6 protein-coding genes are annotated in these 9,116 nt (G+C 67.1%); 3 read left to right on the forward strand and 3 right to left on the reverse strand.

The genetic code is table 11. The annotated features are described in order from the left end of the window. Positions 1–10: 10 nt before the first annotated feature. Positions 11–1,165, forward strand: a complete 1,155-nt coding sequence (locus B2585_RS06470) for a peptidoglycan DD-metalloendopeptidase family protein (RefSeq protein WP_292021200.1) — start codon at positions 11–13, stop codon at positions 1,163–1,165. Between the two features lie 61 nt (positions 1,166–1,226). On the opposite strand, the gene der is transcribed toward B2585_RS06470, so the two are convergent. From der to B2585_RS06485, 3 genes are all read right to left on the reverse strand, one after another. Further along, positions 1,227–2,672 (reverse strand): ribosome biogenesis GTPase Der, encoded by a 1,446-nt coding sequence (gene der, locus B2585_RS06475; protein WP_292021202.1) that lies wholly within the window; start codon positions 2,670–2,672, stop codon positions 1,227–1,229. 46 nt (positions 2,673–2,718) lie between these two features. Next, positions 2,719–4,071 carry a PQQ-like beta-propeller repeat protein gene (locus B2585_RS06480; protein ID WP_292021204.1) on the reverse strand — a complete coding sequence of 451 codons (1,353 nt, stop codon included), beginning with the start codon at positions 4,069–4,071 and terminating at the stop codon, positions 2,719–2,721. Positions 4,072–4,133: 62 nt separating this feature from the next. Continuing rightward, positions 4,134–4,772, reverse strand: a complete 639-nt coding sequence (locus tag B2585_RS06485) for a hypothetical protein (RefSeq protein ID WP_292021206.1) — start codon at positions 4,770–4,772, stop codon at positions 4,134–4,136. A 194-nt stretch (positions 4,773–4,966) separates the two neighbouring features. On the opposite strand from B2585_RS06485, the gene B2585_RS06490 reads away from it, so the two are divergent. Next, entirely contained in the window at positions 4,967–6,070 is a 1,104-nt protein-coding gene (locus tag B2585_RS06490; RefSeq protein ID WP_292021208.1) for an efflux RND transporter periplasmic adaptor subunit, read from the forward strand. Continuing rightward, on the forward strand, positions 6,067–9,116 hold a 3,050-nt coding region (locus tag B2585_RS06495; RefSeq protein WP_292021210.1), incomplete at its 3' end, for an efflux RND transporter permease subunit. The genes B2585_RS06490 and B2585_RS06495, both read left to right, overlap by 4 nt.

A 9,116-nucleotide genomic window follows, 5' to 3' on the forward strand; every position in this document is an offset into this window, starting at 1 on the left:
GGGCGGCAGTATGGATATTGCAATGGGTTCTGTTTCGCGTGTGACGCGGATGCTGGTGCTTGGGACGAGCCTTGTGGCGCTCGGGGCCTGTGCCAGTTCGTCGGGCCGTGGGCTCGACCTCGATTTCGACCTGCGGGGGCTTGGCAACGGCTTCTCCACCGCCGATGCCGCGCGGGACGCGCGCACGGCGGCGCGGCCGCAGCCCGATGCGCGGGGCATCATCTCCTACCCCACCTATCAGGTGGCGGTGGCGCGTGACGGCGATACGCTGACGACGCTGGCCGCGCGGGTGGGGATCTCGGAAGCCGAACTCAGCCGCTACAACGGGCTGAACGCCGGCGCCACGCTGCGCGGGGGCGAGATCGTGGCGCTGCCGCGCAAGGTCAGCGGGACGAGCGACGTGGACGTGACCACGCTGGCGGGCAACGCGCTCGACCGCGTGGGGCCGAACCCGCAGGGTGCCGCGACCGCGCCGAGTGCCAATTCCGGCGGGGCCGAGCCGATCCGGCATCAGGTCGTGGCGGGCGAGACCGCCTATTCCGTGGCACGGCTGTATGGCGTGTCGGTGCGGTCGCTGGCGGAATGGAACAGCCTCGACAGCGCCCTGTCGGTGCGTCAGGGGCAATACCTGCTGATTCCGCCGAAATCGGCGCAGACGGCGCAGACCAACACAAACACGGCGCCCGGTGTGGGCACGCCCACGCCGCTTCCGCCCTCCTCAGCGGCCCCGCTCCCGGCGACTTCGGGCCGCACGGCGGCCGAGGGACCGGCGGACACGCCTTCCTCCCCCAACCTCTCCTCAAGCCGCACCACGTCAGCGGCGATGGCGATGCCCGCCGAGGGGCGGATCGTCGGGGCCTATGTGAAGGGCAAGTCGGACGGGATCGACATCGCCGCCGGTGCCGGCGCCACGGTGCGCGCGGCACAGGCCGGCACGGTGGCGGCGATCACCCGCGATACGGAACAGGTGCCGATCCTCGTGCTGCGCCACGAGAACAACCTGCTGACCGTCTATGCGGGGATCGACAATATCGCCGTGTCCAAGGGCGACAGCGTGAGCCGGGGCCAGTCCATCGCGCAGGTCCGGGCGGCCGACAACCCCGCGCTGCACTTCCAGGTACGTCAGGGCACGTCCAGCGTCGACCCTATGCAATACCTGAACTGAGACCGCTTCACGCGGGCTATCGCCCCGTCTTCGCCTGTTGCGACGAGGGGGCGACGCGCCTCTAGTCGTCCGCGCGGCCTTTTCCGAGGTGCTTGCGCAGCCGCGAGGGGGTGGACTTCGTCTTGTTCTTGTACGGGTTTTTGTCCGCCTGACTGCGCATGTGCAGCCGGATCGGCGTGCCGGGCATGTCAAAGTCGTCCCGCAACCCGTTGACGATATAGCGCGAATAGCTTTCCGGCAGTTTCTCGGGATTGGAACACATCACCACGAACCCCGGCGGACGCGTCTTCACCTGGGTCATGTAGCGCAGCTTGATCCGGCGACCGGCCGGCGCGGGCGGCGGGTGCTGCGAGATCATTTCGGCCAGCCAGTCGTTGAGCTTGGCGGTCGAGATGCGGCGGTTCCAGATCTCGTGCGCTTTCATCACGGCCGCGTGGAGCCGGTCCAGCCCCCGCCCGGTCTTGGCCGAAATGGTGACAAGGGGGGCGCCGCGCAACTGCGGAAGCAACCGTTCGAAACTGTCGCGCAAGTGCTTGAGCTTTTGCTGTTTTTCCGTCTCGACATCCCACTTGTTCACCGCGACCACGACCGCGCGCCCTTCGCGCTCGGCAAGGTCGGCGATGCGCAGGTCTTGCTGCTCGAACGGGATGGCGGCGTCGAGCAGGACGACGACGACTTCGGCGAATTTCACTGCGCGCAGGCCATCGGCGACGGACAATTTCTCAAGCTTTTCCTGCACTTTCGCGCGCTTCCTCATCCCCGCCGTGTCGAAGATGCGCGTGGGCGTGCCCTCCCAGTCGAAGCCGAGCGAGATGGAGTCGCGGGTGATCCCGGCCTCGGGGCCGGTGAGCAAACGCTCCTCACCAATGAGCTTGTTGATGAGGGTGGATTTGCCGGAGTTCGGCCGCCCGATCACGGCGACCTGAAGCGGCTTTTCGCGGGTCGGGACGCGGGGTTGACCATCCTCGACATCCACCTCGGTCTCCGGCTCGGCACTCGGGCGCAGGGCCATCTCTTCGGCAATCGGCGTCAGGGCAGCGGCCAGTTCGCCCAGACCTTCGCCATGCTCGGCGGAGAGCGGGATGGGTTCGCCGAGACCCAGACCCCAGGCTTCGATCATCCCCGCCTCGCCCGCGGACCCTTCGGCCTTGTTGGCGGCGAGGATGACGTGGGCGTTCTTCTTGCGCAGAATGTCGGCAAAGATCTCGTCCGTCGGGAGCACACCGGCGCGGGCGTCGATCAGGAAGAGACAGGCATCGGCCATCTCGACCGCGCGCTCGGTCAGGCGGCGCATCCGGCCTTCGAGCGAGTCGTCCGTCGCGTCCTCCAGCCCTGCCGTGTCGATCACCGTGAAACGGAGCGGGCCGAGGCGCGCATCGCCTTCGCGCAGGTCGCGCGTGACGCCGGGCTGGTTGTCGACGAGCGCGAGGCGACGGCCGACGAGCCGGTTGAACAGCGTCGACTTGCCCACATTGGGCCGCCCCACGATGGCGAGGGTGAAGGTCATGTCAGATCTCCGGACGTGAAGGCGCCCGCATAGTCCTCTGCGCGCCTTAGCGCAAGGCCATGAGCGAGCCCTTCTCGCTGACGATATAGGCGATGCCGCCCACGATCACGGGGCGCGAGGCGGCCCCGGCGGGCAGTTCCACCGCGCCGACGAGTGCGCCGTTGGTCGGATCGAAGGCCCGCAGCATCTTGTCGCCCGAAGCGACCCAGAGACGGCCACCGGCCAGCGTGGGCCCGTAGCTCGGGAAGATCGCCTTGAACCGGCGCGGGTTGTCCTTGGTGTATCCCGGAAGGGGCACGCCCCAGATCCGCTCGCCCGTCGAGGCGTCGAGCCGGACGAGTTCGAGGTTGTCACCCACCATGAAGAGCGATCCACCCGCGACGACCATCGGTCCCACGGCGCCTTCGCGCGCGGTCCAGCGCATCTGGCCGTTGGTCGAGACCGCGACACTCGCCCCGGCTGCGGTGCCTGCGTAGATCGTGGAGCCGGAGACGACCGGCGCGCCCGCAATCTCGTTGATCTGGGCATAGGCCTTGCCGCGCCGACCGCCCTTGATCGGGACGACCCATTCCGGCTCACCGGCCTGTGCGTTCACGCCGACGAGCGAGGTGAGCGAGAACGGCATGATGACCGTGCCGCCGTTGACCGCCGGGGCCGCCGCGCCGAGAACGCCGGGGGTTTGCGGCGTGCCGGGCAGCGTCCATTGCAAACGGCCGTTGGACAGGGTCACGGCGTGGCCCAGGTTGTTCGTGGACATGGCGTAGACGGTGTTGCCGGACACGGTGGGCGGGCCGGAGCCGGGTCCGCCAAGGTCCTGACGCCAGCGCACGGCACCGGAGCCCGCGTCGAGCGCGATCAGTTCGCCGTAGCCCGTCGTGGCGAGCACCGTGCCGCCCGCGAAGGCGAGCCCGCCGCCGGACGCCTGCCCGGCCCGTTCACCCGGCGGGGTGAGGTCGGCGGACCACAGCGTCTCGCCTCCGGTGGTGAGGGCGACGACGGTCTGGCGCGAATCCATGACGAAGACCTGACCGCCCGCGACGACCGGCTCGGCGGTGACTTTGAGCTTGCGGGTGCTGCCCTGACCGAAGCCCACGTTGAACAGAACCTGCGGGGCGGGCGAGAAGGCCACATGCGGCGCATTGTTCTGGGCGTTGGAGGCCACCTGCGTCCAGGAACCGAGCGAGCTTTGCCCCGGCAGGGACACGGCCCGGCTGACGTTGACGTTCTGGGCCGCCTGCTCTTCCGCGAACCGGGCCGCGGCGGCATCCCCGGCGATGGCCGGGTCCGGCGCGAAGATATTCTCGCGCTCGCCTTGAAAAATGACTTCCCGTTTGTCGCAGGCGCTCACGGTCGCCACGGCGCCCATGAGCAGAAGCCCGATCCATCCATTGCGTGTCACGCCCGTGTCCCCCAAGCTCTGCCCGTTCTCAAGCGGGTCGGTTTTTCCGCCCCCGCGCTCATTCACTCAACCGTGCCGCCAAGCGCCACGATCAGTTGCGAGGCCCGGTCGCGCACTGCGTCCCCCGCCTCGGCATCGTCCATCAAGCTTTGCAGCCGCGCAAGGGCGGCTTCGCTGTCGCCCGCGGCCACATCGGCCAGCGCAAGCTGTTCTTCGGCCAGCACCCGGAACGGCCCGCCCGGTGTCGTCAGCGGCTCCAGCGCTGCCGCCTTGTCGGCTGCACTCATGGGCGAATCCGGCAGGAGCACGCGTTTCATCGTGGCGAGATCGCGGTAGAGCGTCGGCAGGGCCGCGTCACTCTCGATACTCGCAAGAATACCGTCTGCGGTCACCGCATCTTCGGCCTCGGCCGCGCGGATCAGGTCGATCACGGCAGCGGCGTCGCCTTCGGCCGGCACGGCGTCCAGCGCAGAAAGCCGCGCTTCGGCCCCCTCCGTGTCCATAGCCGTGAGAAGGGCATCGCCCGTCTCCTGCGCCTGACGCGCGTCGCGGGCCTTGAGATACTCGTTCACCGCAGCGCCGCCGACGATCACGACGACGAGCAGCACACCGACCCAGCCCCACTTGCGGAAAAAGCCGTACAGTCGGTCGCGCCGGACCTCTTCGGTCACTTCGTCGATAAAACTATCGGGATTGCTCAATCGCCCGGCCCCCAGCCATTTCTCACGTCGCTTTTGCCCACTTCTTTACCGGAAAGCCGCGACCTTTGCCAAGGGGCGCGGCAAAAGTGATCCAATCGGCTTTGTAATGCGCATAGGATGCAACGGAAGCCTTGTTGCGCAAGGCCGAGGGTTCTATCTGAACCGTATTGTACGACCCGGGACAGCGAGACAACATGCGACCAATTCCGATCATTACGGCACTGCTGACGGTCGCTGTGCTATTCATGCTGGTCTTCCAACGTGACATGGTGCGCGATTTCGTGGGCGGTGAACCGGCCACCGCGACCGAATCCAACACGGCGGAGACCACCGCAGACGACGCGGGCGATCAGATCGTCTCGGTCGTCGCGATGCGTTCCACCGCGCAGGAGATCGACAGCGCCGTCGTCGTGCGGGGCGAGACCGAGGCGACGCGGCAGGTCGAACTTATGTCCGAAGCCTCGGGCCGCGTCGTGAACGCGCCGGTGTCGAAGGGCGATGCGGTCGCGGAGGGCGAACTGCTTTGTGAACTGGCCCCCGGCACGCGCGAGGTCGCGCTGAAGCAGGCCGAGGCGCAGTTGGCCGAGGCGCGCCAGAACCTGAACGCCGCCGAACGCCTCTCCGAGGGTGGTTTCGCCGCGGAAAACCGGGTGTTGTCCGCCCGCTCTGCCTTCGAGAGCGCGCAGGCCGCCGTGGAGCAGGCCGAGGCCGCGCTTGGCGACCTTGAGATCCGCGCGCCCTTCGCCGGGCTTCTGGAAGACGACACCGCCGAGATCGGCGCGTTGCTTCAGCCCGGTGCGCTTTGCGCCACCATCGTACAACTCGATCCGCTGAAGCTCGTCGGCTATGTGGCCGAGGCTGACGTGAACCGCGTGTCGATGGGCGCTCAGGTCGGCGCGCGGCTTGCCACGGGCGATCAGGTGCTGGGACAGGTGACCTTCATCGGTCGCGCCGCCGACCCGGTGACCCGGACCTTCCGCGTCGAGGCGCAGGTGGCCAACCCGGACCTCGCCATCCGCGACGGGCAGACGGCCGAAATCCTCATTTCATCCGCGGGGCGCACGGCGCATCTGCTGCCGCAATCGGCGCTCACCCTGAACAATGACGGCGACCTTGGCGTCCGCGTGGTGGACGAGGACAACGTCGCCCGCTTCGCCGCTGTCGAGCTCGTGCGCGACTCGACCGACGGGGTCTGGGTCGCGGGTCTGCCGGACGAAGCCGCCGTGATCGTGGTCGGGCAGGATTACGTCACCGATGGTGTTCCGGTCGATCCCACCTATCAGGAGTCGGGCACATGAACGGCGTCGTCGACTGGGCTGCGACCCGCGCACGGATGGTGATCGCGTTCATCGCGCTGTCGCTCACCGCCGGGATCGCCGCCTATGTCGGCCTGCCGAAAGAGGGCGAGCCGGATATCGAGATTCCGGCGCTGTTCGTCTCGGTCCCCTTCCCCGGCATTTCCGCCGAGGACAGTGAAAACCTGCTGGTCAGGCCAATGGAACAGGAGCTCGCCGATATCGACGGGCTCAAGACCATGACCGGCACGGCGGCGGAGAATTACGCGGGCCTCGCGCTCGAATTCGAATTCGGATGGGACCGCACCAAGGTCATCGCCGATGTGCGCGACGCGATGAATTCCGCCGAGGCCAAGTTCCCCGACGGGGCCGACAAGTATTCGGTCAACGAGATCAACTTCTCGGAATTCCCCATCGTCGTCGTCAACTTCACCGGCTCGGTGCCGGAACGCACGCTGATCCGCCTCGCCCGCGAAATGCAGGACACGGTGGAAGGGATCGAGCCCGTGCTCGAAGCCCAGCTCACCGGCGCGCGGGACGAGATGATGGAGGTCCTGATCGACCCCCTGAAGCTCGAAGCCTACAACGTGACGGCGGGCGAGCTGATTCAGGTCGTGACCAACAACAACCAGCTGATCGCGGCGGGCCAGATCACCACGGACTCCGGCGCGACGTCGATCAAGATCCCGTCCTCGTTCAACGACGTGCAGGACATCTATGGCCTGCCGGTCAAGGTGAACGGTGACCGGGTGGTGACGCTGGGCGACCTCGCCGAAATCCGGCTGGCGTTCGAGGACCGGGCGGGCACCGCGCGGTTCAACGGGGAGAGCACGGTCGCCCTTCAAGTGGTCAAGCGCAAGGGCTTCAACCTCGTCGATACCGTCGCGACGGTGAAGGAACTGGTGCGCGACACGCAGGCCGAATGGCCCGAAGACCTGCAAAACGCGGTTCAGGTGCGGTTCTCCAACGACCAGAGCCATGTCATCGATTCGATGGTTCGCCAACTCGAAGGCTCGGTCATCACCGCCATCGCGCTCGTCATGATCGTGGTGCTGGCGTCACTGGGTATGCGCTCGGCCCTGCTTGTGGGCTTCGCGATCCCTACATCGTTCCTGCTCACCTTCGCGCTGTTCGCGGTGCTCGGCGTCGCGATCAACAACATCGTCATGTTCGGCCTGATCCTTGCCGTCGGGATGCTGGTCGATGGGGCCATCGTGGTCGTCGAATATGCCGACAAGCGCATTTCCGAAGGCGTGGGGCCGATGTCGGCCTATACGGAAGCGGCCAAGCGGATGTTCTGGCCGATCATCTCGTCCACCGCCACGACGCTTTGCGCCTTTCTTCCGATGCTGTTCTGGCCCGGTATCCCGGGCGAGTTCATGGGGATGCTGCCGCGCACGCTGATCTACGTTCTGACCGCCTCTTTGCTGGTCGCGCTGATTTACCTGCCGGTCATGGGCGGCGTCGCGGGCCGTCTGTCGCGCTCGCTGGAGCGTGCCTCGCACGGGCTGCGCCCCCTGCCCTGGATCGTGCGCGCGCTGCTGGTGTTGCCGGCCTTCGGCCTGCTTTTCGTCTCGGCCATGCAGATCGCCAACCCGGACTATCTGTTCGGCGCAGGCAACAACCCGCTCGACGGGGCCGCCGCGATGATCCCCGGTGGCGTGATGTTCATTCTGTCCGCCCTGCTTACGACCGTGCTGCTCGACGCGGCCAAGCCGCAGCGCAAACCGAAAAAGCCGACCGGCACCTATCGCCGCACGGGCTTCGGCGTGGTCATCAACGCCATCGTTGGCAACCCTGTCATGCCGCTGGTCACCATCGGACTCGTGATCGCGCTGGTCGCCGGGATCGGCATGGATTACGGGCGCAACAACAACGGCGTGGACTTCTTCGCCGATACCGCGCCTGAGCAGGCCATCGTGTATGTGCGCGGGCGCGGCAACCTCTCGATCGAGGAAAAGGACGAGATGGTGCAGCGGGTCGAGGAGGTCGTACTGGCCATCCCCGGCGTGAAGAATGCGTTCGCCTTCGCCGGTGAAGGCGGGCTGAACCAGAACACGGGCGGCGCCGCCGGACCCCGCGATACCATCGGACAGGTTCAGATCGAGATCGCAACTTTCGAGGATCGCCCCTCCTACACGGTCGACGACAAGCTTCTGGGGCTCATTCCCTACACCCGCACGATCCGGGACGCGGATTACGACGGCAAGGTGGTGGTCGAACGGCTGAAGGAAGAGCTCGCCAAACTTCCCGCCATCCCGACAGAAGTGGCGGCCATCGCCGGTGGCCCCGCCTCGACCAAGCCTGTGAACCTGCGCCTGAAGGGCGACAACTGGGACACGCTGCTCGCCGCGACCGACACGGCCAACGACTATTTCCACTCGCTTCCCGGCCTCGCCCAGATCGAGGACACGCGCCCCCTGCCCGGTATCGACTGGCAGCTCGACATCGACGTGGAGGAAGCCGGGCGCTACGGCGCCGACGTGGCCACCGTGGGCGGCATGGTGCAGCTCGTGACCACCGGCCTGATGCTCGACACGATGCGCGTCGAGGGCAATGACGAGGAAATCGAAATCCGCGTGCGCTTCCCCGAGGAAGACCGCGTCCTGTCCACGCTCGACACGCTCAAGGTGCGCACGGCGCAGGGCCTTGTGCCCCTGTCGAACTTCGTGGAGCGCAAGGCGGTGCCGACCCTGGCCCAGATCGACCGGATCGACCAGGCGCGCTATTTCGATGTGAAGGCGGCGGTGGACCCGGGCCTCGTGGTTCTGACCGATCCTGCGGGCGACACGCGCACGCTCCCGGTGACCGAGGCCGACCGCATCATCGACGCGGCCTCCAACCCCGAGGATTTCAGCAAGACGCCCGTGACCTCGACCGAGCGGATCGAGCGCATCACCGAATGGCTCGACGCCGGAAACCTGCCGCCGGGGATCGACTACGAATGGGCGGGCGACTTCGCTGACCAGTCGGAATCGACCGCCTTCCTCGGCAAGGCCTTCGCGGGCGCGCTGTTCCTGATGTTCATCATCCTGCTGGCGCAGTTCAA

This window comes from Maritimibacter sp. UBA3975 (genome assembly GCF_002384975.1).
Taxonomy (GTDB): domain Bacteria; phylum Pseudomonadota; class Alphaproteobacteria; order Rhodobacterales; family Rhodobacteraceae; genus Maritimibacter.